This window comes from Klebsiella sp. D-Nf1 (assembly GCF_002810515.1).
Lineage (GTDB): Bacteria > Pseudomonadota > Gammaproteobacteria > Enterobacterales > Enterobacteriaceae > Klebsiella > Klebsiella variicola.
On sequence record NZ_PIOK01000002.1, the window covers coordinates 149506 to 174666 of the forward strand.

Genomic DNA, 25161 nt, shown 5'->3' on the forward strand with positions numbered 1-25161 from the left:
ACTGACAAGGATGTCCCCTTAACGCTCGGGCAGCGGACTGCCCGAGCGGAACGGCTAGCGGCCGATCAGGGCGTTGATTTCGCCGTCGATCTCGCGCATGACGCCGGTGATGTGCTGTACCACCTCCAGACAGCTTGCCGGCGTCAGCGAATCAGGTCGCTTAGCCTCAAAAGGGGCGCACAGTTGTTGTAGCGCAGTAATCCCCAGAATTTGTGCTGAACCGTGCAGACGGTGCAGCGCCCGCAGAAAGATCTGCGGTTCATGCCGGACGATAGCCTGTCCGGCGGCCTGCAAATCTGTGGCCGACGCATCGCGGAACGTCTCCAGCATTTCAGTCATCAGCGCCTGGTCTCCCCCGGTATTTTCGGTCAGCACGCTGAGCTTCAGGTGCCGGGTAGCGTGAGGTGATGCGTGGCCCTCCGCTAAACGGCTGAGCTCATGGCTCAGCGTCTGAACCGACACCGGCTTAAACAGACACATATTCATCCCGCTGGTCAGACACGCCTCACGCGACTGCGGGAGTGCGCTGGCGGTCACGCCCCAAATGACCAGGCCCGGATAGCGACGTCGTAACGAGGCCGCCAGCGCCAGACCATCTTTCTTCGGCATATTGAGGTCCGTTATCAGCAAATCGTAATGTTTGCTGGCGAGCTTATTCTCCGCCTCTTCACCGTCGCAGGCTTCATCGACGCTATAGCCGATGGTGCTGAGCTGGCGTTTAAGTAGCAACCGGTTGGTGGGGTGGTCGTCCGCTATCAAAATCGCCAGCCCGGGCAGGGCCTGCGGCCTGGCGGGCAATGCCTGCGGCGCATGAATCGCGCAGCGACTCGCCTTGACCGGCAGAGTGAGGGTGAAAGTTGTCCCCACACCCGGGTGACTGACCATCTCCAGCCGCCCCTGCATCAGCGCAACCAGCTCTTTGCAAATGACCAACCCCAGTCCGGAGCCGGTCTGCTGGCGCCCCTGGCGCGCCTGAGCATAGCGGTGGAAGAGAGTAGCCTGCTCTGCTTCACTGATCCCGCAGCCGCTGTCGCTGACGGTGAGGGTCAGCTCCCCCTGCGTCTCATCCGCTTGCACCAGCCGGCAGCTGACCTGAATCGCGCCCTCGGCGGTGAACTTCAGCGCATTGCCGATGAGATTATTGAGGATTTGCCGTAGCGCCTGCGGGTCGAGCCACAGCATGGTCCCTTCCTGCAGCGCGTTATGGTGGTGCAGAACGATGCCCTTTTGCTGCGCCAGCGCGCCGAAGGTGTGGCACTGCTGCGACACTAACTGTGCGACATCGCTCCACTGCGGGGTGACCTGGTATTTTCCCGATTCAATCTTGTCGATATCAAGAATATTGCCGATAAGCCCCAGCAGGGTTTGCGCCGTTGACCCCGCCAGCTCGATCGCTTCTTTACGCTGGCCGACGTTCAGCTCCGGGTTCGCCAGCAGTTCCAGAAAGCCGACAATGGCGCTCACCGGCGTGCGCAGCTCGTGGCTCATGCTGGCCAGAAAGCGGCTCTTCGCCTTTGTCGCCTGAATCGCTTTATCTTTCTCGTGCTCCAGCGCACAGGAGAGCGCCTCCTTCTGCGCCAGTTCTTCTTCCAGCCGCTGTTGGGAGTCTTTGCGTTTGCGCACTTCCCGGCACAGGGAGAGTCCCCAGCCGAGGCTGATGGCGATCAGCACCAGCGCAAAGGCGATCAACTGGTAAAACTGTCGGCTGTACTGGCTCCAGTTCTCTATTTGCTGGCTGGATATTTTCGACCACTTCTCGGTCATCTGCAGAATATCCCGTGGCGGAATCGCCTGCAGCGCTTTGCCAAGAATGGCGGCCAGCACCGGTTCATCGCGCGGGATGGCCAACCGAATGGCGGCGACCGGGAGTCCGTCGATGCGGGTGTAGTGCAGACCCTGTGGATAGTAATGATCGATCATATAGCGGGCGGAGAGTTCCGAGGCCACTGCGGCATCCACTTCGCCTTCTTCCACCATCTTCATGGCGATACCAATGTTATCTGTCTCCACCCAGTTGACCTGTGGAAAGCGCGCTTTCAGGTCGTGGGCGGCAATCGGCCCCACTGGCAGGGCGATCCGCGCCGCTCGCGTCAGCAGACGCTGGTCAGCCGCGCTGCCGCGAGCGACCAGCACAAAAGCCACGTTAATGAGCGGATCGCTGAGGGTGATATAGTCCTGCGGCTGCGAATTGAGGGTGGCGGCGGGCATGATCGCCCAGTCCTCTTTTTCCATGCGCTTTGCCAGATCGTGGCGATTGCGCACCAGGATGGGTTCAAACTGTAGTCCGGTCTGCAGTGAGAAAATATTCAGCATATCGGCCATGATGCCGCGTAGCTCATCTTCGTCATCCACCAGGGTAAAGGGCGGAAAGTAGGGGTTGACCAGCAGGCGGACGCGACGATGCTTCTGCAGCCAGCGCTGCTCCTCGGCGCTAAAGAGGAGGGGGGTATTGAGAAACGACAGATCGCCGCGGTTGAGCCAGTTTTGCATGATCCGCATCGCGGTATCGCTGTCGATGGCATGAATGAAACGATCGAGGATCTGGTGTAACTCCGGCCGATCGTCGCGGGTGACGAAGCGGTTGTGTTGTTCCTGCTGACGAAAATAGTGCGCAATGACCAATGATTGCGAGAAATACTTCGAGATACAGTGGCCAGTGGTGATGTTGTTGCCAATGAAATACTGATTTTCACCGCTGACCACCGAGGCAAGCGCCTGGTAGTCGCTGTCGTAAAGGGTGATTTTGGCGTTGGGAAACGCCTGCTGAATAATATCGAAAAAGGCGCATTCGCGGGTGCAGGCCAGCGTGACGCGGCGGTCAGTGGTCAGCGGCGGCAGGGGGGACTTCAGCGAGGTAACCAGCGCCGGCCAGGTTTTAATCAGCGGCGCGGTTCGCTCCAGGCCCGCGGTGAGCGCATCCCGGTGCGCCACCTGAGTGAGCAAGGTATCGACCTGCCGATCGTCCAGGGCGGCCAGCGCCTGCTGCTCGGTGTCATACTGGCGGATAATCACCTTCAGTCCGAGGCTGCGCTTCATCAGCGCCAGATAGTCAGCGTTAATCCCCTGATAGCTTTCCTCATCGCCGTCATAGACGATGGGCGTCATCTCGGGAAGCCAGGTGCCGATGGTCAATGTCAGTTGCCCGGCAAGCCAGGCTTTCTCCTTAACGCTAAGCGGGATATCGATCGCCGCGATATGAGAATGGCTCTTCAGCTCCAGCTGTTTCATGGCATATGCGGCAGGAGAGAGGCTCAGCGTCAGCCCGACAACGACGGATAAAATAAGACGAACCACCATGCCATCACCCTATTTTATTGCGTTGCGCAAAGTCATAAAGCTCAAGCAGGGAGCTGCAGCCTAATTTATCCATCAGACGGACCTTATAGGTACTTACCGTTTTATTGCTGATATTCATTTTGCTGCCGATGGTGGTGTAGTCGACGCCACAGAGGATATAGCGGAAGACCTTCATCTCCTGCGTTGACAGCGTATCCAGCCGGTCCTGATCGGTGATGCCGTGTGTGCAGAAGCGCTCCAGTGAAAAAGGGAAATAGCTGTAGCCATTATTGGCCGCGTCGATCGCGGCGAGAATATTATTCATTCCCTCTTTTTTACTCACAAAACCATTGGCCCCGCAGTCGGCGCTGCGTTTGCCGTAGAACCGTTCATTCTTTGCGGAAATGACGATGATTTTTCCCTGGTAGCGGCGTTTGCGCAGCTGCTCCAGAACGTCGATGCCGCTGAGCTCGGGAATATCGACGTCGACGATCAGCAGGTCAGGCTGCATGCTTTCTGCGGTCTGCACCGCATGGGCGCCGCTGTCGAGTTCTGCCGCGACGGTAATGCCGTTGGTGTCGAGAAGGTTGCGAATGGCAATACGTGCCAATGGATGATCGTCAATGATTATCGCATTCATGGGGGTGTAAATCCTGATATAAAAAAGAATAGCGATGCCTGGTGCAGGTGCGGCGGGGATTATTTTTTATAGGTGCCGGAATAAGTCGCAATTGTAACACAAATCGTTTTCGGCCGGGAAAATATTGTCGATGAGTGCTTGTTGAATATATTTGCATATCTGGATGACAGTTGTAGGAACAGGCGTTCACTGACTTCAGCGCTGTCTGCTGTTAAAAAAAATGCAAACGATTAATCTGCTCTTTTTAAGGTGAGTTGCCGGGAATACCCTCCGATGACAGCTGGCAGGTAAAATAATAACAATGGCAAAAGAAAAGCACAGTCTCTGGCGAAAATGGGTTTGGAAACGTCTGATGGCAGGAATAATCGTATTGGCAATGAGTAGCGCGGCGGTGGGAAAGGAGGTAGCGCCCGATGTGGTGCAGACCCGCGATATGATGCGCTGTCAGGATTATCTGCAGCTGGACCCGCGCACCTGGACGCCGATGGTGATCTGGTTGATGAACGATCCTTTTTCACTGCAGCCGTCAGAGTGGACCGACTTTCATGAAGCTGAACTGGTGTTGACGCCGATCCTCACCGAAATCTGCCGCCAGGAACCAGATGCGTGGCTGACTTCGCTGCGTGAACGGCTCAACTCTTACCAGCAGGTGCGGTCGCTGAATTAAGCGACCGCGGTAAAGCGGCAGAAAAAGTGACTAAATGTGCAGTTAACGGCCTTCTGCTGCTCGGTGAATTAGCAGCGGCCCGCTTGTTTTGACAGGGCGTCGCAGGTTTTGTTCGCTGACGTCGGGTTGCTGCCTGCACAGATGGCATCCGAGACGGTGCTACCACCCATTGGGATCAGCCCGTAAAGCTTTGGCCCGTCGGTCTTGGTCACATAGCAGCGATGGCTGGTTTTGCCGATAGTTGCCACAAAGTTGGTTTTCACATCCTGCTGCTTCGCATCGGAAATTGTCACCTGCGAAGCATCGACATTAAAAGCAAAGGCGGCCGCCTCTTTCATTTCACTTTCCGTCGCCATTGGCGGTTTAGCTACGCAACCCATCAATAACAGTGCCAGACAAGTACTGACTGATATATCCCGTATTTTCATCATTTCATCCTTTTTGTGAGTCAACGGGTTATATATAAGAGCGGCGGGAAGAGAGTATTGATTTTGATCAGCTGGAGCAGGCTATGGTTATTTTTCGGAAATTGACCTGAAATTTAACGAGCCTGGTCGCTGCGGCCGCTGCCGTTTGCTCTCCTGCGTGCCGGCTACCTTCTTTTTCATTCATTTCCTGGCGGCAGAAAAATGTAGTTTTAGCCCAACGCCGACCTCATTAATTTTGATAAAACGCGCCAGGATAATCTTAGCCGCAAGATCGGTACAATGGCATGGATAGAGGGAATCTGGGGACAATGCTTTAAGGTAATCCCCTGTCTGTGTGAGGCGATCTTCATCGGCATTTTGCAGATGGAACCCACCAATGACCGAAACAATGTGATTTTCTCCGGTAACCTGTTTTGCATATTCGATAATGTTAGCTATTCCCGCGTGAGAACAGCCTGTGACTACCACCAGTCCATCTTCTGTCTTTATTGCCAACGCAGAATCATCCATAACGTAATCATCAGTGATTTCGCCTTTATCATCTACCGTTTGGCCAACCGGTGTCAGCATCTCGAATTTATTGTCCCTTGGTATTTGACCAAGGAAGATGATGTTTTCAGAGAGTGGATAAGGTTTTATGCTGCAAATTTTGTCGAAGAAGAGATCATTTTGATCGAATCTGTAGTTGATCCCTATAGATTTTGCATCAAAATACTTTGGGTTTAATGCATCTGGATGGCAAACTAAGTTTATCTTTTTCTCAGGCGTGAAATTTAGGCGGTCATAATGTTGGGTTAAATGATTGAGGCCCCAGGTATGATCGTTATGCCCATGAGATAAAACGATACTATCGATAGTGGTTAAATCAATTTTCAACGTTTGCGCATTCTGCAAAAAAACATCCGAATATCCGGTATCGAAAAGGATTTTTTGTCCATCATGCTCAATCAGATAGGATACACCAGGCTCACCGACAAGATACCTGTCAATTAATGTATTATTATCAACCAGAACCGTTAATTGCATCAGCAAATCCTCGATGTTGCGCCAACAATATGAAAAGGAAACTCTTTCTATTATGGACCGGTGTTATGCCACATTCATTGCGGATAAGCAATTCACCAACATTTGGCTTGCAGGTTAATGCTGACTAGCCACCTGCAGGAAAAAGAATGCGCATCGCTAAAAAATTCGCAAAGCCCGCTTCTTGCTTGAGTTAGCTATTAATGCAGGCGCTGCAATTATCATGTCAATGAAGGCGGTGGCAGGGCAATCGCTGTCTTTCATCCCTGACAACTTAACCAGTCTATGAGTATACCGGCATTGCGCCACGCCCTCGTGGTCGACCTGTAAGCATCCCGGTAAAGCGGACCATTCACATTTAGAGATCTTCCTGCATACTGATTATGTTCCTGGAGGAGATCGCCATGCGCAAAGCCCGATTCACCGAACACCAGATCATCGCCGTTCTGAAGTCCGTCGAAGCCGGACGCACCGTCAAAGATGTGTGCCGCGAAGCCGGGATTTCTGAGGCCTCGTACTACAACTGGAAAGCGAAGTTCGGCGGTATGGAAGCCTCTGATATCAAAAAGATGAAGGACCTCGAAGATGAAAACCGCCGGCTGAAACAGATGTTTGCGGCCTGAGCCTCGAGTGCCGCGCCCTGAAAGACGTTATTGAAAAAAAGCTTTAAAACCAGCGATAAAGCGTGAGCTGGTCAGCTATCTGACCGCGCAGTTTGCCATGAGCTTACGTCAGGCATGCAGGATATTGTCGCTGAGCAGGACGGTATTTCGTTATCAGCCGGATACGCAACGTGATGAGCCAGTCATTATGGAGCTGACCGTGGCGGCTGAACGCTATCCGCGATACGGATTTAAAAAGCTTTTTCAGGTGCTGCGCAGGCAGGGCAAAAGCTGGAACCATAAGCGCGTTCACCGGATTTACTGCCTGCTGAAACTGAATTTTCGCCGTAAGGGAAAACAGCGCCTGCCAGTGCGCAATCCGGTTCCGCTGGTGACGCCAGAGGCGATGAACCAGAGCTGGTCCATCGATTTTATGCACGATGCGCTGGTGTGCGGCAGACGCTTCCGGACCTTCAACGTGGTGGATGATTTTAACCGCGAAGCACTGGCGATCGAAATTGACCTGAATATCCCGGCGCAGCGGGTCGTGAGAGTGCTGGACAGGATCGTGGCAAACCGCGGATATCCGCTAAAGATGCGGATGGATAACGGTCCGGAACTGGTCTCGCTGACGCTGGCACAATGGGCAGAAGAGCATGGTGTGATGCTGGAGTTTATCAGGCCCGGCAAGCCAACGCAGAATGCCTTTATCGAACGGTTCAACCGGACATACAGAACAGAAATACTGGATTTTTATCTGTTCAGAACACTGAATGAAGCACGGGAAATTACAGAGCGCTGGCTGGCTGAATATAACGGCGAGCGCCCCCACGAATCCCTGAATAACCTGACGCCGGAAGAATACCGGCTGATGGCTGAAACCCCGGAAATCTCAAAAAGTGCGTGGAACTAAAACGGGTGCGCTTACAGGAAAAGGAAAAGGGCCTACGTTTGCACGTAAGCCCTTGATATCTGGTGGCCCCTGTTGGGTTTGAACCAACGACCAAGCGATTATGAGTCGCCTGCTCTAACCACTGAGCTAAGGGGCCGTGGCGAGGGATTATAAAGTAACTGACGGTTGCAATCCAGCGTAAAGCGCGCAGCTGCTGTTTTTATAAACAATGCATTTTCAATCCTTTATAATCATGTTTTAGCCATACAGCCGGAGAAAACATGATTAGCGATATCCTTGCGCCGGGCCTGCGCGTGGTCTTTTGTGGTATCAACCCGGGGAAGTCTTCCGCCCATACCGGCTTTCATTTTGCCCATCCTGGCAATCGCTTCTGGAAGGTCATCCATCAGGCCGGGTTTACCGATCGGCTGCTGAGGCCGGAAGAGGAGCTGCAGCTGCTGGATACGCGCTGCGGCATCACCATGCTGGTTGAGCGTCCGACGGTGCAGGCCAGCGAGGTCGCCCTGCAGGAGCTGCGCAGCGGCAGTCGTGAGCTGGTGCGGAAAATAGAGGAGTATCAGCCGCGGGCGCTGGCGGTTCTCGGCAAGCAGGCCTTCGAGCAGGCCTTTAACCAGCGCGGCGCGAAGTGGGGGAAACAGGCCATGACCATCGGCATGACTCAGGTGTGGGTGCTGCCCAATCCCAGCGGCTTAAACCGGGCGACGCTCGATAAGCTGGTGGCGGCCTATCGTGAACTGGATGATGCCCTGGCGACGCGCGGCCAGTAGCGGAGATATGCCACTTTCCTCGGATGGCCACCAGAACGCCATAAAAAAAGCTCCCCGCAGGGAGCTTTTTAACAGGCTGTGAGCGCTGTCCCGCGACGATTAATCGTCGAGGAAGCTACGCAGCACTTCAGAACGGCTTGGGTGGCGCAGTTTACGCAGCGCCTTCGCTTCGATCTGACGGATACGTTCGCGGGTAACGTCGAACTGTTTACCCACTTCTTCCAGCGTGTGGTCGGTGTTCATATCGATACCGAAACGCATACGCAGGACTTTCGCTTCACGAGCGGTGAGGCCGGCCAGCACGTCGTGCGTTGCCGCGCGCAGGCTCTCGGTGGTCGCAGAATCCAGCGGCAGCTCGAGGGTGGTATCCTCGATGAAATCCCCCAGATGCGAATCTTCATCGTCGCCGATCGGCGTTTCCATGGAGATAGGCTCTTTGGCGATCTTCAGCACCTTACGGATTTTGTCTTCTGGCATCAGCATGCGCTCAGCCAGCTCTTCCGGCGTCGGTTCACGTCCCATCTCCTGCAGCATCTGACGGGAGATACGGTTGAGCTTGTTGATAGTCTCAATCATATGCACCGGAATACGGATGGTGCGCGCCTGATCTGCGATGGAGCGGGTGATAGCCTGACGGATCCACCAGGTCGCGTAGGTCGAGAATTTGTAGCCGCGACGGTATTCGAACTTATCGACCGCTTTCATCAGACCGATGTTGCCTTCCTGAATCAGATCGAGGAACTGCAGACCACGGTTGGTGTATTTCTTGGCGATAGAGATAACCAGACGCAAGTTCGCTTCCACCATCTCTTTCTTCGCACGACGGGCTTTCGCTTCACCGATGGACATACGACGGTTGATGTCCTTCACCTGCTCGATGGTCAGGCCGGTTTCTTCTTCGATCTGGTGCAGCTTCTGCAGACCGCGCTGCACGTCTTCTTTCACTTCCAGCAGCTTCTCGGACCACGGCTTGTTCATCGCTACCGCAGCGTTGAACCAGGTTTCGCTGGTTTCGTTGCCGGTGAACAGGGTGATGAAGTTTTTCTTCGGCATTTTGCACTGCTCAACGCACAGCTTCATGATGATACGTTCCTGAGTACGAACGCGATCCATCATGCTGCGCATGCTGTTGACCAGGTAATCGAACTGCTTCGGCACCAGGCGGAACTGCTTGAAGACTTCAGACAGCTTCAGGATCTCTTCCTGCGCGGTGGCATGGCTACGACCTTTGGCTTTGATGGTGTCGCGCGTCAGCTCGTACTGGGTACGCAGCTCGGCGAACTTCTCGCGGGCCAGCTCAGGATCGATGCTGTTGTCGTCATCGCTGCTGTCGTCGTCGGCGTCTTCTTCGTCTTCGTCTTCGTCGTCATCCATCTCTTCCTGAGACAGTTCGGAACCAACGTGGGTGGCGGTCGGCGCCATATCTTCTTCGGCGTTCGGATCGACGAAACCGGTGATCAGATCGGACAGACGGGCTTCTTCCGCTTCGACGCGGTCGTACTGCTCAAGCAGGTAGGTGATCGCTTCCGGGTATTCGGCAACGGAGCACTGAACCTGGTTGATCCCATCTTCAATACGTTTGGCGATGTCGATTTCGCCTTCACGGGTCAGCAGCTCTACGGTACCCATTTCACGCATGTACATGCGCACCGGGTCGGTTGTCCGCCCGATTTCGGATTCTACGCTGGAGAGCACCTGCGCGGCAGCTTCGGCAGCATCTTCATCCGCGGTGTTTTCGGCAAGCATCAGATCATCGGCATCCGGTGCTTCTTCCATCACCTGAATGCCCATGTCGTTGATCATTTGGATGATGTCTTCGATCTGATCGGAATCGACGATATCTTCCGGCAGATGGTCATTGACCTCGGCATAGGTCAGATAGCCTTGCTCCTTACCACGTTGGACAAGAAGCTTCAGCTGTGACTGCGGGTTTTGCTCCATAAGACGGTATCCACACTTAATTCGTTTGATTGGTGTCGGCAGCGGGCTGTCGACATTTAAAGCGAGGGCGTACTTATATTATTGCCGCTGCGCCTCTGCGCGGCTGTCGGGGGCTTCCCGATCGATACTCGGCACTTAAGCCGTTAAATTCTGATCCTTCACGTTGTTCTGCGTTTTCTTGCTGCCTTGATACAACGTGAATGATGTTGTCTGTCATTTATTTTTTCGCCAGCTCCTGGCTGATAGTCCAGAGTTCCCGGCGTTCTTCACTGCTTAAACCGTGTGTGCGATCGCGAGCTATCAACTCTTCTTGTCGCAGTTCCAGCAGTGAATCAAACATATGATTGAGCGAGTCGGTGAAGGTCTGTTCAGCGATATCTTTATCTGCTATATCGTCCCACATCGACAGTTTTTCAAGGGTTGCGGCCTCTTTTGTGCCGCGATATTGCTCTAAAAGTTGCCCGGTTGTCAGACCAGGCTGCGCCAGACAGCTTTTCACCAGTTCGCTGAACAGGCTAAGCCCTGGCATTTTGCGCGAGTCCAGTCCCTCCAGCGGTGGGACTAACGGCGCCAGATCCGGGTTTTGCACCAGCAGTCCTATCAGTATACGCATGGTCGTGCGTTTTAGCTGTGGTACGGGACGCGGCGCGCCATTTTCAGACTGTTTTGGCATTAAACGTTCAAGCTGTGCGTCATCTAAAATGCCCAGCTTGTTGCCCAGTTCCTGACGCAAATAGATGCGCAGCGTTTCGCCGGGTACCTGAGTGATCAGCGGCAGCGCCAGCGTGCTCAGCTGCGCGCGCCCGTCTGGGGTACTCAGATCGACCTGCGGCAGCAGGCTGTTAAACAAGAACGTGGAGAGCGGCTGAGCCTGCTCCATCCGCGCCTCAAACGCCGCTTTGCCCTCTTTACGCACCAGCGTATCCGGGTCTTCGCCGTCAGGCAGAAACATAAAACGCAGCTGGCGACCATCGGTCATGTACGGTAGCGCCGTCTCCAGCGCGCGCCAGGCGGCATCGCGGCCAGCCCGATCGCCGTCGTAGCAGCAGATGACGTTATTGGTCACCCGAAACAGCAGCTGGATATGGTCGGCCGTGGTCGAGGTACCCAGCGAGGCCACGGCATAGTTGATGTCGTATTGCGCCAGCGCTACGACGTCCATATACCCTTCGACAACCAGCAAACGCGGTGGTTCGGGGTTGTCCTGCTGTGCTTCATACAGGCCATACAGCTGGCGGCCTTTATGGAATATGTCGGTTTCCGGGGAGTTCAGATACTTCGGCAGGGCATCGCCCAGCACTCGTCCGCCAAACCCAATCACCCGGCCTCGCTTATCGCGGATGGGGAACATCACCCGTTCGCGGAAGCGGTCATAACTGCGTCCCTGATCGTTGGTGACCAGCATGCCGGCATCAATAAGCGACTGGCGGTTTTCTTGATTGCCGCCAAAACGTTTTAAAACGTTATCCCACCCGGGGGGAGCATAGCCGATGGCAAAGCGCGTAATCACCTCGCTGCTTAACCCCCGTTTTGCCAGGTACTGGCGCGCAGGGTCGGCGGCGGGCTGCATCAGAGACTGTTGGTAAAACGCATTCAGACCATCCAGTAACTGGTAGAGATTTTGCCGTTGATGGCGCTCTATCTGGCTGGGTCCGTTGCCTGCTTCATAAGGCACTTCGAGGTTGTGCATGGCGGCCAGCTCTTCGACCGTTTCCACGAACTCGAGCTTGTCGTAGTTCATCAGGAAGTCGATAGCATTGCCGTGCGCCCCGCAGCCGAAGCAGTGGTAAAACTGTTTTTCACCATTGACGGTGAAAGAGGGGGTTTTTTCGTTATGGAACGGACAGCACGCGTGAAAATTTTTGCCCTGCTTTTTCAGCTTTACCCGCGCATCGATCAAATCGACGATGTCGGTTCTGGCAAGCAGATCGCTAATAAATACACGTGGAATTCGTCCAGCCATAAGCCCCGTTATTTCTGATGACTATAAACGAAAATAAGCCGCGCATTCCTTTCGGAAGCACGGCCTTACAACTACAACTCGGTCTGAATTGAGAGCGTCGCTCTCAACAGATTAGTACAGACGAGTACGGCGTGCGTTTTCGCGAGCCAGTTTCTTCGCGTGACGTTTCACTGCAGAAGCTTTAGCGCGCTTACGTTCGGTAGTCGGTTTTTCATAGAACTCACGACGACGAACTTCCGCCAGAACACCTGCTTTTTCGCAGGAACGCTTGAAGCGACGCAGAGCTACGTCGAACGGCTCGTTTTCACGTACTTTAATTACCGGCATGTGCCTCTCACCTTTGATTAATTCGGTTTGCCGCTGGCCGCAATGCCAGCTTATTTCAAAATGGTGCGGAATTTTACTGCAACTACTGCTGCTTTGTAAAGCACCGGCGCCTTTTTTGAAAGGGACTTTTATAAGGGTGAGGAGTATACACGAACAGAGCACCAGGGGTGAGCAAAGTTTTACATCGCCGGTCATTGGACCTACACTGCGCGGTATTGAAGCGAGGTAAAACAACTCATGCGTGTACTGGGCATTGAAACATCCTGCGATGAAACCGGCATCGCGATTTATGACGACCAGCAAGGTCTGTTAGCCAACCAATTGTATAGTCAGGTGAAACTGCATGCGGATTACGGCGGCGTGGTGCCGGAGCTGGCATCGCGTGACCATGTGCGCAAAACGGTGCCGCTGATCCAGGCGGCGCTGAAAGAAGCCGGTCTGACGGCGAAAGATATCGACGCCGTCGCTTATACGGCGGGCCCTGGCCTGGTTGGGGCGCTGCTGGTCGGGGCGACCGTTGGCCGGTCGCTGGCCTTCGCCTGGAACGTGCCGGCGATCCCGGTACACCATATGGAAGGGCATCTGCTGGCGCCGATGCTGGAAGATAACCCGCCGGCGTTCCCGTTCGTCGCGCTGCTGGTTTCCGGCGGCCACACCCAGTTGATTAGCGTCACCGGTATTGGTCAGTATGAACTGCTGGGCGAGTCGATTGACGATGCAGCGGGCGAAGCCTTTGATAAGACGGCGAAACTGCTGGGGCTGGATTATCCCGGCGGGCCGATGCTGTCGAAAATGGCCGCTCAGGGCACCGAAGGCCGCTTCGTCTTCCCGCGGCCGATGACCGACCGTCCGGGGCTCGATTTCAGCTTCTCGGGCCTGAAAACTTTCGCCGCCAACACCATTCGTAATAATGGCGACGATGAGCAAACCCGCGCCGACATCGCCCGCGCGTTTGAGGATGCGGTCGTCGATACGCTGATGATTAAATGTCGCCGCGCGCTGGAGCAAACCGGCTTTAAGCGTCTGGTGATGGCGGGAGGCGTGAGCGCCAACCGTACCCTGCGGGCGAAGCTGGCGGAGATGATGCAAAAACGCGGTGGCGAGGTGTTCTACGCCCGCCCTGAGTTCTGTACTGACAACGGCGCGATGATTGCCTACGCCGGCATGGTGCGTCTGCAAACCGGCGCCAAAGCCGAGCTCGGCGTGACGGTTCGCCCGCGCTGGCCGCTGGCCGAGCTGCCTGCCGCCTAACGCCTCCTGAAACAGGCCGACGTCACGTCGGCCTGCCTTCCTGACTACTCCATACTTTTACACAGCGAACAGATCGCTCCCTGATGCTTGTGCGAGTGCATCACGTCCGGGCGCTCATACTCTTCCTCACAGCTAACGCATTGATACACGGTGGTGGAGGCGTTCCCCGCCTCGTCATAGCGCGGCTCGGCGATACCGTCATCCACCTGCTTAATATAGTAGCGCCCGCGGGTAAGGATCCCCATCAGCGGGGTCATGACAAAGGCGACGACCAGCGCAATCAGCGGCGAGAACGGTGCCAGCGTCGCGCCCAGCAGGCCGAAGAAGGCGCAGATCGACAGCCCGGCGGCCAGGCCAAAGGAGACCACGCCCACCGGGTTAACGTTGTAGATCATGCCGCGACGATACTCCGGCTGCGCCGGCGCCAGCTTGAGCAGGCCTTTATTAAAGGTGATGTCGGTCGCCACCACCACGACCCAGGCGATGGCGAAGTTGGAGTAAAAGCCGAGGATCCACGACAGGGCGCTGAACATATCGCCTTCCATCAGCGCCAGGGCAATCGCCAGGTTGACCACCACAAAAATAATCCGTCCCGGATAGCGTTTGGTGGTGCGGGTCCAGGCGCTGGTCCACGCCAGCGAGCCGGAGTAGGCATTGGTGACGTTAATTTTGATCTGCGAGATCACCACCAGCACCACTGCCAGCGTCAGGGCCAGCCAGCCGGGCACCAGGTTATCGAAGACGCTGACGAACTGCTGCACTGGTTCGGTATTGTGCACCGCCGGGAAACGGGTCAATAGATAGAAGCCGAGGAAGGCGCCGATGATCTGTTTGATCGCGCCTAACACCACCCAGCCCGGACCGGCGGAAAAGACCGCCAGCCACCAGCTTTTACGGTTCTCAGCGGTTTTAGGCGGCATAAAGCGCAGGTAATCAATTTGTTCGCCAATCTGCATGATCAGCGACAGGCATACCCCGGCGCCGAGCATGATGGCGGTGATATCCACCGTCGACGCGCTGTTTTTACCGGCGAAATGCAGGAAGCCGTCCACCAGCTGCGGATCTTTGACAATCAGCCACACTACCGGCACCACCATCAGCACCAGCCACAGCGGAGTGGTCCACACCTGCAGGCGGGTCAGGGCTTTCATGCCATAGACCACCAGCGGGAGCACCATCAGGGTGGCGATCAAATACCCCATCCACAGCGGGATCCCGAGGCCCACCAGCAGCCCCTGGGCCATGATCGAGCCTTCAAGGGCGAAGAAGATAAAGGTGAAGCCGGCAAAAATAATGCTGGTGATCACCGAGCCGAAATAGCCGAAGCCGGCGCTGCGGGTGATCAGGTCAAGGTCAATGTTGTAGCGTGCGGCGGTGATCGCCAGCGGAATGCCGGTGAGGAAGATCACCAGCGCCGCCACCAGGATCGAATAGATGGCGTTGCTGGTGCCCCAGGCCATACCGATGCTGGCGCCGATGGAAAAGTCGGCCAGGTAGGCGATGCCGCCCAGCGCCGTGACCGCGACGACGCCCGGTCCCCAGCGGCGGAAGCTCAGCGGGGCATAACGTAAGGTGTAATCTTCTAAGGTTTCCCGGGAGCCGGAAGTCCGCGTTGTCGCAGGTAATTCAGGGTTGAGATCCAGTGATGACATAGTCATTCCTTAATGGTTAGGCATGACTTGAATTAGCAAACCTTATGCCATATTGCAGGGCAGGCGTGGCGGGGAGGGTGGTGCAGGGTGATAGAAGAGAGAGCAGGGGCTGCACCATCCGGACGCGCCTGCGCCCGGCTGGTGCAAAAGGCCTATTTGCCAAGCATGCCTTTGTCTTCAAGGAAGGCGATAATGGTGCTCAGGCCGTCGCCCTGCTTCAGGTTGGTGAAGGTCCATGGGCGATCGCCGCGCATACGCTGGGTATCGCTCGCCATCACTTCCAGCGACGCGCCCACATAGGGGGCAAGGTCGGTTTTATTGATCACCAGGAAATCGGATTTGGTGATCCCCGGCCCGCCTTTGCGCGGGATCTTCTCCCCTTCAGCCACATCGATGACGTAGATGGTCAGATCCGCCAGCTCCGGGCTGAAGGTGGCGCTCAGGTTGTCGCCGCCGCTTTCCACGAAGATAAGGTCGAGGTTACCGAATTTTTCGCTCAGTGCTTCCACGGCAGCGAGGTTCATCGAGGCATCTTCGCGGATCGCCGTATGCGGGCAGCCGCCGGTTTCCACACCGACGATGCGTTCAGGCGCCAGCGCGCCCGCTTCGGTGAGGATGCGCTGATCTTCTTTGGTATAGATGTCGTTAGTGACCACCGCCAGCTGCCAGGTATCACGCATCGCTTTGCATAGCGCTTCCAGCAGAGCGGTTTTACCGGAGCCGACCGGGCCGCCGACGCCGACGCGCAGCGGGTGTTTATAAGAATTCATGGCTTCTCCTAGGAACGGAATAATCGGGAGTATTGGGTTTCATGCCGGGCCGAGGCGATAGCGGCGAGCGGGGTGGCCGATCCGATATCGCCGTCCGGCGCGGCCAGCGCGCCGGGCATCTGGGCCGCGTAGTGGTCGCAAAGACGTAAAATCAGCTGCTGGGCGGCCTGCTGACCGAAGGGCACCAGCTTGACGCCCGCCATCACGGCGCTCTCAATCCAGCTGTAGCCCAGGCTGAGGGCCATCTCGGGCAGCGCGATGCGCCAGCGCACGCCGAGCCAGGCCATTCCGGCGAGCTGGCTTTGCTGGCACAGCGTGCGCCACGGCGGCGGACAGTCCGGCTGCCAGTCGCTCAGCAGACGGGCAAACGCCGCGCCGCGGTTGCGCTCTTCGTCCCGCAGCTCACGGGTTTCCCGGCAGGCCAGCAGATAGGCGGTCCAGCGCTGGGCCGCAGCGATATCGCCTTGTTCGCAGGCGCGGTACAGGCGGGCGAACAGCGGCAGGTCAACGGTAAAAAAGCCCGCCGTCATCTGCCGCCGCTGCCAGCGCTCGAAGGCCGCGACATCCGGCACCCAGCCGGCTTCCACGGCCCACTCCAGCCCCTGGGACCAGCTGTAACCACCTACCGGCAGGTTGCTGCTGGCCAGCTGCATCAGCCGCAGGCGTTGTTCCGCTGTCGACATGCTAGTGGCTGTGAGCGTGGTGGGCATGATGAGTATGATGATGACCGTGGCTCTCGCTGGCGTAAGCGCCGGCTTCCGGCTCGAACGGCAACTGGCCAAAGGTCACCGTCAGGCCGAACTGGCGCAGCATATCGTCCAGCACGTGATCGTGATGGTAGCGCAGCTCGCCCGGCATGATCTGCAGCGGCACGTGACGGTTGCCAAGGTGGTAGCAGGCCTTCGCCAGCATAAACGGATCGTCGCAGCGCACTACCGACACCCCTTCATCAGCGGCAATCACCTGCACAAACTCGGTGCCTTCTTCGTTGCTGAGCACATCGCCGCCGCGCAGCAGCAGGCCGCGGGGCAGCAGCAGACCGGCTTCCCGGCCATCGTTGAGGGTGACTTTTACCCGGCTTTTGACGCGAACATCAATCGGCAGCGTAACGCTGGCGGTCGCGGCGCTGGGGATCTCCAGACGTTGAGTTAAATAAAGCATCCGCTCTCCTTAAAACAGAAAATACCGTTGCGCCATCGGCAGAACGTCTGCCGGCTCGCTGGTGATGAGTTCCCCATCCACCCGCACCTCATAGGTTTGCGCGTCGACGGTAATGTTAGGCTGCAGGCTGTTGTGCACCATGTCGGCTTTCTGCACCGTACGGCAGCCTTTCACTACGGCGATCGCACTGTGCAGGTTCAGCCGCTCGGCAACGCCGTTGTCCGCCGCCGCCTGCGACAGGAAGGTAAGGCGGCAGTGATGACGAGCGCTGCCCAGGGCGCCAAACATCGGACGGTAATGCACCGGCTGCGGGGTCGGAATCGAGGCATTGATATCGCCCATCGGCGCGATGGCGATCATGCCGCCTTTGATCACGGTAGCGGGTTTCACACCAAAGAAGGCTGGTGACCAGACCACGAGGTCCGCCAGCTTACCCACCTCAATGGATCCGACTTCGTGCGCGATGCCGTGGGTCAGTGCCGGGTTGATAGTGTATTTGGCGATGTAGCGCTTCACACGGAAGTTGTCGTTATCCCCGGTCTCTTCCGCCAGCGCTCCGCGCTGTACCTTCATGCGGTGCGCCACCTGCCAGGTGCGGAGGACCACTTCCCCGACGCGACCCATGGCCTGCGAATCGGAGGAGGTGAGCGAGAAGGCGCCGAGGTCGTGCAGCACGTCTTCCGCGGCGATGGTTTCCCGGCGAATGCGCGACTCGGCAAAGGCCACGTCCTCGGCAATGTCCGGGTCCAGATGGTGGCAGACCATCAGCATATCGAGATGTTCATCGATGGTGTTGAGGGTGTAGGGCAGCGTTGGGTTGGTGGACGACGGCAAAATGTTCGGATGGGCGCAGGCGGTGATGATGTCCGGCGCATGGCCGCCGCCGGCCCCTTCGGTATGGAAGGTGTGTATGGTGCGCCCGCCGATGGCGGCGAGGGTGTCTTCCACAAAACCGGACTCATTGAGGGTGTCGCTGTGCAGGGCGACCTGAATATCCATTTCATCGGCGACGGTTAACGCACAGTCGATCGCCGCCGGCGTGGCGCCCCAGTCCTCGTGGATTTTCAGGCCAATGACGCCCGCCGCCACCTGCTCGCGCAGGGCATCCGGCTGAGAAACGTTGCCCTTGCCCAGCAGGCCGATATTGACCGGCAGGCTGTCGGCCGCCTGCAGCATGCGTGAGATATACCACGGGCCCGGGGTACAGGTGGTGGCGTGGGTGCCCGCGGCCGGGCCGGTGCCGCCGCCGACCATGGTGGTCACGCCGGAGACCAGCGCCTCTTCCGCCTGTTGCGGACAGATCCAGTGAATATGGGTATCGATCCCGCCGGCGGTGACGATCTTGCCTTCGGCGGCAATCACTTCCGTCGCGGCGCCGATGGGGATGGTGACGTTGGGTTGGATGTCGGGGTTACCGGCTTTGCCGATGGCGAAGATCCGCCCGTCCTTCACGCCGATATCGGCCTTGACGATCCCCCAGTGATCGACGATCAGCGCGTTGGTGAGCACCAGGTCGACACAGTCGGCGGCCAGCATTTGTCCCTGGCCCATCCCGTCGCGGATCACTTTGCCGCCGCCGAATTTGACCTCTTCTCCGTAGGTGGTCAAATCATCTTCCACCTCGATCCACAACTCGGTATCCGCCAGGCGCACCTTGTCGCCGACGGTGGGGCCGAACATATCGGCATAGGCCTGGCGTGAAATATTACTCATCAGTTGCCTCCAGAGGGCCCATGACCTCGCCGCGGAAGCCGAAGACGGCGCGGTGACCGGCGAAGGCCACCAGCTCGACCTCGCGCTTCTGGCCGGGTTCAAAACGTACCGCCGTGCCGGCCGGGATATTTAGGCGATAGCCAGTGGCCTGCTGACGGTCGAACTTCAGCGCCGGGTTGACCTCGGCGAAATGGTAGTGTGAACCGACCTGAATCGGCCGATCGCCGTGGTTCTCAACGACCACGCGACAGGTCGCCCGGCCGGTATTCAGGGCTATCTGACCGGGCTTAACGTGATATTCACCGGGGATCATGGCGCTACCTCAGATAATCGGGTTGTGAACGGTGACCAGCTTCGAGCCGTCCGGAAAGGTGGCTTCGACCTGGATATCCGGGATCATTTCCGGGACGCCCTCCATCACCTGCTCGCGGGTCAGGACGTGACGGCCTTCCTCCATCAGTGAGGCCACGCTTTTGCCGTCGCGGGCGCCTTCCATAATAAAAGCGCTGATCAGTGCCACGGACTCCGGATAGTTGAGCTTCAGGCCGCGGGCCAGGCGGCGTTCCGCCACCAGCGCGGCGGTAAACAGCAACAGCTTGTCTTTTTCTCGGGGGGTCAGTTCCATAACGTTCTCTTAAGTCAGCCAGATTCGGGGAAGTACGGGAGACTTGCCGGTGAGATGAGGGCGCAGAAACTGCCAGACGTCGCGCATCACCTGCTGGCAAATCAGATTATCGTCACTGAGGAAACGCACCGTCAGCAGGCGGTCGGTCAGGCTGGCGCCAGCGTAGAGACCGAGCGGCGCCAGCGCATCGCGCACCCCGTCGAGCAGGGCATCGGTAGCCGGATAGCACAGCAAAGTGCCGACCCAGGGACGTTCGGCGACGCTGGACAGCTCTCCCTCCTGCAGGTGCAGGCGCTCAACCAGCAGCGGTATCTCATCCACCCACACTTCCAGCCGGTTGCTGAGGGTGCCGTGGCTGAAGGTTTCGCCAATCACCGGGCGGCCAAGGCAGAGCAGATCCCAGGCCAGCAGCGTGCTGGAGGCGCAAAGATGAAAGGTGGTGGACAGCCGGGCATTCGCCCCGGGAAAGAAGATGGCATCCTGCGGGAGCCACTCCAGGGTCGCCTGCGGGGCGAGGGTCAACTGCTGGCGCAATAGCGCTTGCGCGCCGCTGCTGCGGTAAAACTTGCTGGCGCCAGGCATGGTTATCAGCGTATGGCAGCCGGGGTCAACGTGGGCGCTTATCGCAAGCTCATCTCCGCCGACGATGCCGCCGGGCGGGTGAAGCAGATAGAGGTGACAGGTCTCTTCTTCCGGGTAAAACGGGCGCTGGACGGTCAGCGGGCCGACGTGTTGGGCGCGGGCGAGAACGGTCTTGCCTCCGGCCTGCTGAAAGCGGAGATCCAGCGTAGCCTGCCAGCCTTTTTTGAGTGGTGGTAACACGGTGCCGTGCAATGTTGCGCCCCTGCAAAATCAAGATAAAACAGCAGCAATGAGTATTGATCGGTGGGAGATTATCCCGGTCATATGAAACGCTTATGTCATCCGTTACCCGGCGCGTCGCGACGGGCGCGAGGGGAAAGCGGCATAACCGCTCTGAATTATTCACCCGGATAATCTTTGCCGTCAATATCCTTATCTGCCGACTGGCCGCGGCGGATAAGGCGGGAGGACGGGCCCGTCCGCGATGCCAGCAGGCGGCGGAACTTTTGCTTTTAGTCACGGCTAACGCGTTGTTACAAAAGGGGGATGCGGCGATTACCACGTATCATGACGACGTGGAGCAAAAGTGCGGGTGAGATGGGTAAACCGGACCGAGGATCCCCCCGGCATGGGGGGCCGGGAGGGGAGATTACTTCTGCTCTGGCGTTTTTTTCTTCTTCACCCGGGGCCAGATTTTGCTCTCCTGGCGACGCCACAGACGCTGAATGTTGTCATGATGGCGCAGGAGGATCAGGCAGGAGAGCATCGACACCGGAAAGGTGTACTGCGGTTTAAACCACCAGACGTAGAAAGGGGCGATAAGCGCGCTGACGATAGCGCCAAGGGACGAGTAGCCGCTGAGCAGGATGGTCAGCAGCCAGGTCCCGGCCATCACCCCGGTCAGATCGAGACCGATGGGCGCGATAGCGCCGAAGGCCGTGGCGACGCCTTTGCCACCGCGAAAATGAAAGAAGATGGGCCAGATATGGCCTACACAGGCGGCAATCGCCACTAACCCCAGCCAGAACGGCGTAAGGCCCAGCGCCCAGGCGCCCCACACCGGGAGCATGCCCTTCAGCACATCAAAAATAAGTACCGCTACGGCCGCCCCTTTTCCGCCAATTCGTAGTACGTTAGTGGCCCCGGGGTTGCCTGAGCCGCTGTCGCGTGGGTCGGGCAGGCCAGCAAGGCGACATACCAGAATGGCGCTGGAAATGGAGCCGCAGAGGTAGGCGAGGAGTACCAGTCCAGGCGCGATTGCACTCATAACGCTGTTCCGTTTTGAAAATGTCGTTGTATTCTCTGCATCTGTGGATAATACGCATAATTCGCCGGAAGTGGTATCCGGTTTAGCTAAAAAGCAGGCAGGGCGTGATGGATATTGTATTTATAGAGCAACTTTCGGTAATCACCACCATTGGTGTTTATGACTGGGAACAAACCATTGAGCAGAAGCTGGTGTTCGATATCGAAATTGCATGGGATAACCGCAAGGCCGCTGCCAGCGATGATGTCAGCGATTGCCTCAGCTATGCTGATATCAGCGAGCGAGTGATCGCGCATGTGGAGGGGGGGAAATTCGCGTTAGTGGAGCGGGTGGCGGAAGAAGTGGCCGACCTGCTGCTGGAAACATTCCAGTCGCCATGGGTGCGTATTAAAGTCAGCAAACCTGGCGCCGTGGCCCGCGCGGCAAATGTCGGTGTGATTATTGAACGTGGCCTTAATCTGAAACAAAACTTTTCAGGTCATACTTGTTAAACAAATTGCGTTTATACCGGTCATAGCATCCGGTCATCAGGCGATTTAACTGGCGATGTTCTTTCAGAACGGTGAGCGAATCCTCGTGTACTCCGTGTACGCTGAGGGGGGCTTGTGCGGTCTGGCTGCCGGGTTGTGTCTGTTGAACGATAGCGTGTTCCTGGTTTTTTTCATTTTACTTTTTAAAGGGTTTAATTGAATGAGCGATATACACTCGCTGCTGGTGGCGGCAATATTGGGTGTGGTTGAGGGGTTGACAGAGTTTTTACCTGTTTCCAGTACCGGTCATATGATTATTGTTGGACACCTTCTGGGGTTTGAAGGTGATACGGCAAATACCTTTGAAGTGGTTATTCAGCTAGGCTCGATACTCGCCGTGGTGGTGATGTTCTGGCGTCGTCTGTTCGGTTTGATCGGCATTCATTTCGGCAGGCCGCCGGAGCATGAAGGCAAAGGCAGCGGTCGCTTGTCGCTTATCCATATCCTCCTCGGTATGATCCCCGCGGTGGTGCTGGGGCTGATTTTCCACGACACCATTAAATCCTTATTTAACCCGGTAAACGTGATGTACGCCCTGATTGTCGGCGGCGTATTGCTGATTGCGGCGGAAGTACTCAAGCCGAAACAGCCGCGCGCGGTCGGGATTGACGATATGACCTATCGTCAGGCGTTTGTCATCGGCTGCTTTCAGTGCCTGGCGCTGTGGCCGGGTTTCTCGCGCTCCGGGGCAACCATTTCCGGTGGCATGCTGATGGGCGTCAGTCGTTATGCGGCGTCGGAGTTCTCTTTCCTGCTGGCGGTACCGATGATGATGGGCGCCACCGTGCTGGACGTTTACAAGAGCATCGGCTTCCTGAACGCGGGCGATATCCCGATGTTTGCCGTCGGCTTCGTGATGGCGTTTATCGTGGCGCTGATTGCGATTAAAACTTTCCTGCAGCTGATCAAACGGATCTCGTTTATCCCGTTCGCTATCTACCGCTTTATCGTGGCGGCAGCCGTTTACGTGGTCTTCTTCTAAGGCCAGGTGCCCTCAGCCTTGCGGCTGGGGGCAACGTTGTTCCTTCCACTGCGCCACCGCCGCAATTCTCCGCCGCGTCAGCTCTTCGCGAATTTCCACACCTTTAAATCCCGCCGCCACCACCTCTTTGGTGGAGACAGACTGCGCCACTTCCCACGCCTCCAGCAGCAGACGCCCCTGCGGGTAATCGCTGGCCTCGAAACCGGTGCGTCCGCGGACGTCGGCTTCGCTGGTCAGGGCTATCTGCTGTACGCGCTGCGGTTTGCGCCAGGCGTCAATGCTGTCGAAGAGTTTGACGAGGGTTTTCGGCTGCAGGATCGGCAGGGTGTGGATCAAGTCATGGTACTCCGCCACCAGTTTCGCGAGATCGCGGATATCGTTTGGCACCCGCAGACGCGCGCAGAGCTGTTCTACCAGCTTGACGCCCGCCGGGCCATGGCCGTGGTGACGCGGCCAGAGCGCTTTCGGCGTCAGCCCTTTACCGAGGTCATGACACAGGGTGGCGAAACGCACGTCGACATCCGGCGACAGCATCGCGGCCATCGTGACGGTCATCAGGGTGTGCAGGCCGGTGTCGATTTCCGGGTGCCACTTCGCCGGGGCGGGCACGCCGTACAGCGCATCAATTTCCGGGAACAGCACCTTAAGAGCCTGGCAGTCGCGCAGCGTCTGGAAAAAGACCTGCGGATTGCGGGTGGTTAACGCGCTTTCCGTCTCTTTCCACACCCGCTCCGGCGTTAAATGCGCCAGCTCACCGGCCTCAACCATCGCATGCATCAGGGCCTGGGTTTCTTCGGCAATGCGAAAGCCCAGATGCGCATAGCGGGCAGCAAAGCGCGCCACACGCAGCACGCGCAGCGGATCTTCGCTAAAGGCGGGAGAGACATGGCGCAGCAGGCGCAGGCGGAGATCGTTTTGCCCGCCGTAGGGGTCGATGATCGTGCCATCGGCATCCTGGGCGAGGGCGTTGACCGTCAGGTCGCGGCGCAGCAGATCGGCTTCGAGGGTGACGTCCGGGGCGGCATAGCAGGTAAAACCGGTATAGCCCGCGCCGGATTTGCGTTCGGTACGGGCCAGGGCATACTCCTCCCGGCTTTGCGGATGGAGGAACACGGGAAAGTCGCGGCCTACCTGTTGGTAGCCCGCGTCAAGCATCTGTTGCGGGGTGGCGCCCACCACCACCCAGTCTCGGTCTTTGACCGGCAGTCCTAATAGCGCATCGCGCACCGCACCGCCGACCAGATAGCTCTTCACGCCCGATTCTCCCGTATCTGTTTTTCGCAAGATGATACGTAAGTCTGGCAGAGAAGACGAATTAGTTCATCCACCGGTCTTTACGTTTGCGGCTTGGCACCAGATGCGGCAGCACCAGACCCAGCAGCAGACCGACGCCGAGCACGCCGCCGCCGTACATGAACCACTGCATGATAATGGTGCGCTGTTTGTCATCAAGCTGCAGATTCGCCGCATTCACCTTCTTCTGCGCGACCACCAGCTCGTTTTTCAACTTCTGGTTCTCGTCCTTCAGCGCGTTAATCGCGCTGTCGCTGCCGGCGACTTTCTTCTGCATATCCGCCGTGCGCTGGTTCCAGGTGGCGTCGATGTTGTTCAGTTTATCAGTCAGCGTTTTGACCTGGTTTTCCAGATCCGGGACGCGGGTGCGCAGGCTGGGCTCATTGCTCAGCTCTTTCAACGGGATCCAGGCGGTACGGCCATTGCTGTCGCGGACCTGCGCATAACTGGTGCTGTCGTTTGTCTGCAGCACAGACACTTCTTCCCCGGCGTTGATGGTGCCGACCAGACGATAATTATCGCCCGGGCCGCTGCGAACCCAGGTGTTCAGCTCATCGGAAACGTAGCGCTTTTCTTCTGCGTGAACCGCCGTAGCGGCGCTAAGCGCGAGCAAAGTAAAAGTAATCAGGCGTAATTTTGGCATCAGGTCATCGTTTGGTCATAAAAAGTGGAACGATAGTAGAGGCATCGCCAGAGCGACGCAAAGTTTTCCACCACAATCGGAATCATCCAGGAGGTGGCCCGGCAAAAAGCGCGTTGCATGGCGATTCGCCGCAAAATACTATCTA

The 25161-nt window shown here is 57.3% G+C and carries 24 protein-coding genes, 1 tRNA gene and 2 pseudogenes; 7 read left to right on the plus strand and 20 right to left on the minus strand.

The features are described 5' to 3' along the window. Window positions 1–54 precede the first annotated feature (54 nt). A complete protein-coding gene (locus tag CWM54_RS10680) occupies window positions 55–3297 on the minus strand; it encodes an ATP-binding protein (RefSeq protein ID WP_100697049.1) in 3243 nt (1080 codons plus the stop codon). Window positions 3298–3301: 4 nt separating this feature from the next. Further along, entirely contained in the window at window positions 3302–3916 is a 615-nt protein-coding gene (gene evgA, locus CWM54_RS10685) for an acid-sensing system DNA-binding response regulator EvgA (RefSeq protein WP_074387553.1), read from the minus strand. A gap of 301 nt (window positions 3917–4217) precedes the next feature. Between evgA and CWM54_RS10690 the strand changes: the two genes are divergently transcribed. Beyond that, on the plus strand, window positions 4218–4583 hold the full coding sequence (locus CWM54_RS10690) for an HdeA/HdeB family chaperone (RefSeq protein ID WP_165785919.1): 366 nt from the start codon (window positions 4218–4220) through the stop codon (window positions 4581–4583). A gap of 68 nt (window positions 4584–4651) precedes the next feature. On the opposite strand, the gene CWM54_RS10695 is transcribed toward CWM54_RS10690, so the two are convergent. Together CWM54_RS10695 and CWM54_RS10700 are read right to left on the minus strand one after the other, a co-directional pair. Then, window positions 4652–4921 carry a hypothetical protein gene (locus tag CWM54_RS10695; protein ID WP_100680631.1) on the minus strand — a complete coding sequence of 90 codons (270 nt, stop codon included), beginning with the start codon at window positions 4919–4921 and terminating at the stop codon, window positions 4652–4654. A 270-nt stretch (window positions 4922–5191) separates the two neighbouring features. After that, complete coding sequence (locus tag CWM54_RS10700; RefSeq protein WP_100697051.1) at window positions 5192–6037, minus strand: MBL fold metallo-hydrolase; 846 nt, start codon at window positions 6035–6037, stop codon at window positions 5192–5194. Between the two features lie 401 nt (window positions 6038–6438). On the opposite strand from CWM54_RS10700, the pseudogene CWM54_RS10705 reads away from it, so the two are divergent. After that, window positions 6439–7549, plus strand: a pseudogene (locus CWM54_RS10705) (IS3 family transposase). 60 nt (window positions 7550–7609) lie between these two features. Here the strand turns inward: CWM54_RS10705 and CWM54_RS10710 are convergent. Beyond that, a tRNA-Ile gene (locus CWM54_RS10710) sits at window positions 7610–7685 on the minus strand. Window positions 7686–7809: 124 nt separating this feature from the next. Between CWM54_RS10710 and mug the strand changes: the two genes are divergently transcribed. Then, window positions 7810–8316, plus strand: a complete 507-nt coding sequence (gene mug, locus CWM54_RS10715; RefSeq protein WP_061153269.1) for a G/U mismatch-specific DNA glycosylase — start codon at window positions 7810–7812, stop codon at window positions 8314–8316. Between the two features lie 99 nt (window positions 8317–8415). On the opposite strand, the gene rpoD is transcribed toward mug, so the two are convergent. The 3 genes from rpoD to rpsU form a co-directional block, all read right to left on the minus strand. Further along, entirely contained in the window at window positions 8416–10257 is a 1842-nt protein-coding gene (rpoD, locus tag CWM54_RS10720; RefSeq protein WP_061153270.1) for an RNA polymerase sigma factor RpoD, read from the minus strand. A gap of 217 nt (window positions 10258–10474) precedes the next feature. Then, window positions 10475–12220, minus strand: a complete 1746-nt coding sequence (dnaG, locus tag CWM54_RS10725) for a DNA primase (protein WP_061153271.1) — start codon at window positions 12218–12220, stop codon at window positions 10475–10477. A 111-nt stretch (window positions 12221–12331) separates the two neighbouring features. After that, complete coding sequence (gene rpsU / locus CWM54_RS10730; RefSeq protein ID WP_001144069.1) at window positions 12332–12547, minus strand: 30S ribosomal protein S21; 216 nt, start codon at window positions 12545–12547, stop codon at window positions 12332–12334. Window positions 12548–12784: 237 nt separating this feature from the next. Here rpsU and tsaD point away from each other — a divergent pair, with 237 nt between their 5' ends. Then, the gene (gene tsaD / locus CWM54_RS10740) at window positions 12785–13798 is read left to right on the plus strand and encodes a tRNA (adenosine(37)-N6)-threonylcarbamoyltransferase complex transferase subunit TsaD (RefSeq protein WP_008806537.1); all 1014 of its coding nucleotides are present in this window, start codon (window positions 12785–12787) and stop codon (window positions 13796–13798) included. Window positions 13799–13842: 44 nt separating this feature from the next. On the opposite strand, the gene CWM54_RS10745 is transcribed toward tsaD, so the two are convergent. The 8 genes from CWM54_RS10745 to CWM54_RS10780 all read right to left on the minus strand — a co-directional run bounded on the left by CWM54_RS10745 (window position 13843) and on the right by CWM54_RS10780 (window position 20553). Then, on the minus strand, window positions 13843–15450 hold the full coding sequence (locus CWM54_RS10745; protein WP_100697053.1) for a purine-cytosine permease family protein: 1608 nt from the start codon (window positions 15448–15450) through the stop codon (window positions 13843–13845). 152 nt (window positions 15451–15602) lie between these two features. Beyond that, window positions 15603–16220 (minus strand): urease accessory protein UreG, encoded by a 618-nt coding sequence (gene ureG / locus CWM54_RS10750; protein WP_002916877.1) that lies wholly within the window; start codon window positions 16218–16220, stop codon window positions 15603–15605. Window positions 16221–16228: 8 nt separating this feature from the next. Next, window positions 16229–16903 (minus strand): urease accessory protein UreF, encoded by a 675-nt coding sequence (locus tag CWM54_RS10755; RefSeq protein WP_100697055.1) that lies wholly within the window; start codon window positions 16901–16903, stop codon window positions 16229–16231. 1 nt (window position 16904) lies between these two features. After that, window positions 16905–17381 (minus strand): urease accessory protein UreE, encoded by a 477-nt coding sequence (gene ureE / locus CWM54_RS10760; protein ID WP_100697057.1) that lies wholly within the window; start codon window positions 17379–17381, stop codon window positions 16905–16907. Between the two features lie 9 nt (window positions 17382–17390). After that, the gene (ureC, locus tag CWM54_RS10765) at window positions 17391–19094 is read right to left on the minus strand and encodes an urease subunit alpha (protein ID WP_061153275.1); all 1704 of its coding nucleotides are present in this window, start codon (window positions 19092–19094) and stop codon (window positions 17391–17393) included. After that, window positions 19087–19407, minus strand: coding sequence for an urease subunit beta (locus CWM54_RS10770; protein ID WP_061153276.1), 321 nt, complete (start codon window positions 19405–19407; stop codon window positions 19087–19089). The genes ureC and CWM54_RS10770 overlap by 8 nt, the downstream gene beginning before the upstream one ends. A gap of 9 nt (window positions 19408–19416) precedes the next feature. Continuing rightward, window positions 19417–19719: an urease subunit gamma gene (locus CWM54_RS10775; protein WP_002916871.1), complete on the minus strand. Its 303-nt coding sequence runs from the start codon at window positions 19717–19719 to the stop codon at window positions 19417–19419. A 9-nt stretch (window positions 19720–19728) separates the two neighbouring features. Next, window positions 19729–20553, minus strand: coding sequence for an urease accessory protein UreD (locus CWM54_RS10780; RefSeq protein ID WP_061153277.1), 825 nt, complete (start codon window positions 20551–20553; stop codon window positions 19729–19731). Between CWM54_RS10780 and CWM54_RS29265 the strand changes: the two are divergent. Then, a pseudogene (locus tag CWM54_RS29265) lies at window positions 20543–20626 on the plus strand (short-chain dehydrogenase); the annotation flags it as partial. The gene CWM54_RS10780 and the pseudogene CWM54_RS29265 sit on opposite strands and share 11 nt — an antisense overlap. A gap of 73 nt (window positions 20627–20699) precedes the next feature. Here CWM54_RS29265 and CWM54_RS29435 read toward each other — a convergent pair. After that, window positions 20700–20795 (minus strand): hypothetical protein, encoded by a 96-nt coding sequence (locus CWM54_RS29435; RefSeq protein WP_319823390.1) that lies wholly within the window; start codon window positions 20793–20795, stop codon window positions 20700–20702. Window positions 20796–20950: 155 nt separating this feature from the next. Beyond that, a complete protein-coding gene (gene plsY / locus CWM54_RS10790) occupies window positions 20951–21568 on the minus strand; it encodes a glycerol-3-phosphate 1-O-acyltransferase PlsY (RefSeq protein ID WP_061153279.1) in 618 nt (205 codons plus the stop codon). Between the two features lie 107 nt (window positions 21569–21675). On the opposite strand from plsY, the gene folB reads away from it, so the two are divergent. Then, entirely contained in the window at window positions 21676–22059 is a 384-nt protein-coding gene (folB, locus tag CWM54_RS10795; RefSeq protein WP_004150923.1) for a bifunctional dihydroneopterin aldolase/7,8-dihydroneopterin epimerase, read from the plus strand. A gap of 199 nt (window positions 22060–22258) precedes the next feature. After that, on the plus strand, window positions 22259–23080 hold the full coding sequence (bacA, locus tag CWM54_RS10800) for an undecaprenyl-diphosphate phosphatase (RefSeq protein WP_061153280.1): 822 nt from the start codon (window positions 22259–22261) through the stop codon (window positions 23078–23080). A 12-nt stretch (window positions 23081–23092) separates the two neighbouring features. Here bacA and CWM54_RS10805 read toward each other — a convergent pair whose 3' ends face one another. Together CWM54_RS10805 and CWM54_RS10810 are read right to left on the minus strand one after the other, a co-directional pair. Beyond that, window positions 23093–24334 carry a multifunctional CCA addition/repair protein gene (locus CWM54_RS10805; RefSeq protein ID WP_061153281.1) on the minus strand — a complete coding sequence of 414 codons (1242 nt, stop codon included), beginning with the start codon at window positions 24332–24334 and terminating at the stop codon, window positions 23093–23095. A 61-nt stretch (window positions 24335–24395) separates the two neighbouring features. Continuing rightward, window positions 24396–25016 carry a TIGR04211 family SH3 domain-containing protein gene (locus CWM54_RS10810; protein WP_008806527.1) on the minus strand — a complete coding sequence of 207 codons (621 nt, stop codon included), beginning with the start codon at window positions 25014–25016 and terminating at the stop codon, window positions 24396–24398. Window positions 25017–25161 lie beyond the last annotated feature (145 nt).

What these genes read in the sequence shown, in the direction of transcription:
- CWM54_RS10680 (WP_100697049.1), bottom strand. Translation starts at nt 3,297, where the DNA reads ATGGTGGTTCGTCTTATTTTATCCGTCGTTGTCGGGCTGACGCTGAGC.
- evgA (WP_074387553.1), bottom strand. Translation starts at nt 3,916, where the DNA reads ATGAATGCGATAATCATTGACGATCATCCATTGGCACGTATTGCCATT.
- CWM54_RS10690 (WP_165785919.1), top strand. Translation starts at nt 4,218, where the DNA reads ATGGCAAAAGAAAAGCACAGTCTCTGGCGAAAATGGGTTTGGAAACGT.
- CWM54_RS10695 (WP_100680631.1), bottom strand. Translation starts at nt 4,921, where the DNA reads ATGAAAGAGGCGGCCGCCTTTGCTTTTAATGTCGATGCTTCGCAGGTG.
- CWM54_RS10700 (WP_100697051.1), bottom strand. Translation starts at nt 6,037, where the DNA reads ATGCAATTAACGGTTCTGGTTGATAATAATACATTAATTGACAGGTAT.
- mug (WP_061153269.1), top strand. Translation starts at nt 7,810, where the DNA reads ATGATTAGCGATATCCTTGCGCCGGGCCTGCGCGTGGTCTTTTGTGGT.
- rpoD (WP_061153270.1), bottom strand. Translation starts at nt 10,257, where the DNA reads ATGGAGCAAAACCCGCAGTCACAGCTGAAGCTTCTTGTCCAACGTGGT.
- dnaG (WP_061153271.1), bottom strand. Translation starts at nt 12,220, where the DNA reads ATGGCTGGACGAATTCCACGTGTATTTATTAGCGATCTGCTTGCCAGA.
- rpsU (WP_001144069.1), bottom strand. Translation starts at nt 12,547, where the DNA reads ATGCCGGTAATTAAAGTACGTGAAAACGAGCCGTTCGACGTAGCTCTG.
- tsaD (WP_008806537.1), top strand. Translation starts at nt 12,785, where the DNA reads ATGCGTGTACTGGGCATTGAAACATCCTGCGATGAAACCGGCATCGCG.
- CWM54_RS10745 (WP_100697053.1), bottom strand. Translation starts at nt 15,450, where the DNA reads ATGTCATCACTGGATCTCAACCCTGAATTACCTGCGACAACGCGGACT.
- ureG (WP_002916877.1), bottom strand. Translation starts at nt 16,220, where the DNA reads ATGAATTCTTATAAACACCCGCTGCGCGTCGGCGTCGGCGGCCCGGTC.
- CWM54_RS10755 (WP_100697055.1), bottom strand. Translation starts at nt 16,903, where the DNA reads ATGTCGACAGCGGAACAACGCCTGCGGCTGATGCAGCTGGCCAGCAGC.
- ureE (WP_100697057.1), bottom strand. Translation starts at nt 17,381, where the DNA reads ATGCTTTATTTAACTCAACGTCTGGAGATCCCCAGCGCCGCGACCGCC.
- ureC (WP_061153275.1), bottom strand. Translation starts at nt 19,094, where the DNA reads ATGAGTAATATTTCACGCCAGGCCTATGCCGATATGTTCGGCCCCACC.
- CWM54_RS10770 (WP_061153276.1), bottom strand. Translation starts at nt 19,407, where the DNA reads ATGATCCCCGGTGAATATCACGTTAAGCCCGGTCAGATAGCCCTGAAT.
- CWM54_RS10775 (WP_002916871.1), bottom strand. Translation starts at nt 19,719, where the DNA reads ATGGAACTGACCCCCCGAGAAAAAGACAAGCTGTTGCTGTTTACCGCC.
- plsY (WP_061153279.1), bottom strand. Translation starts at nt 21,568, where the DNA reads ATGAGTGCAATCGCGCCTGGACTGGTACTCCTCGCCTACCTCTGCGGC.
- folB (WP_004150923.1), top strand. Translation starts at nt 21,676, where the DNA reads ATGGATATTGTATTTATAGAGCAACTTTCGGTAATCACCACCATTGGT.
- bacA (WP_061153280.1), top strand. Translation starts at nt 22,259, where the DNA reads ATGAGCGATATACACTCGCTGCTGGTGGCGGCAATATTGGGTGTGGTT.
- CWM54_RS10810 (WP_008806527.1), bottom strand. Translation starts at nt 25,016, where the DNA reads ATGCCAAAATTACGCCTGATTACTTTTACTTTGCTCGCGCTTAGCGCC.